Origin of the sequence: Streptomyces sp. NRRL WC-3549 (assembly GCF_000721935.1) — a bacterium.
Taxonomy (GTDB): domain Bacteria; phylum Actinomycetota; class Actinomycetes; order Streptomycetales; family Streptomycetaceae; genus Streptomyces.
The window spans coordinates 158,892-159,095 of sequence record NZ_KL585389.1 but is presented as its reverse complement, the minus strand read 5'-3'; the positions used below and the strand labels follow the sequence as shown (position 1 = coordinate 159,095).

Below are 204 nucleotides of genomic sequence, written 5' to 3'. Positions count from 1 at the left end.
TACCACTGCTGCTGCGAGTAGGGGCCCACCTGGCCGTCGATCTTGCTGTCGGCGATGTAGCCGCCGCTGGCCCAGCCGTACCCGTCGGGGGCGAGGTTGAGGCCGCCCTTGACGTGCATCCGGCGGAAGGAGGCGGCCTGCGAGACCGCCCAGCGGTTGGTGCCGCTGACCGGGTTGAGCGCCAGGTTCTCGGCGGCGCGCCAG

At 72.1% G+C, this 204-nt stretch carries 1 pseudogene; it reads right to left on the bottom strand.

Annotated features, from left to right (window positions below):
* Positions 1-204: pseudogene (locus tag IH13_RS46045) on the bottom strand (coagulation factor 5/8 type domain-containing protein); the annotation flags it as partial.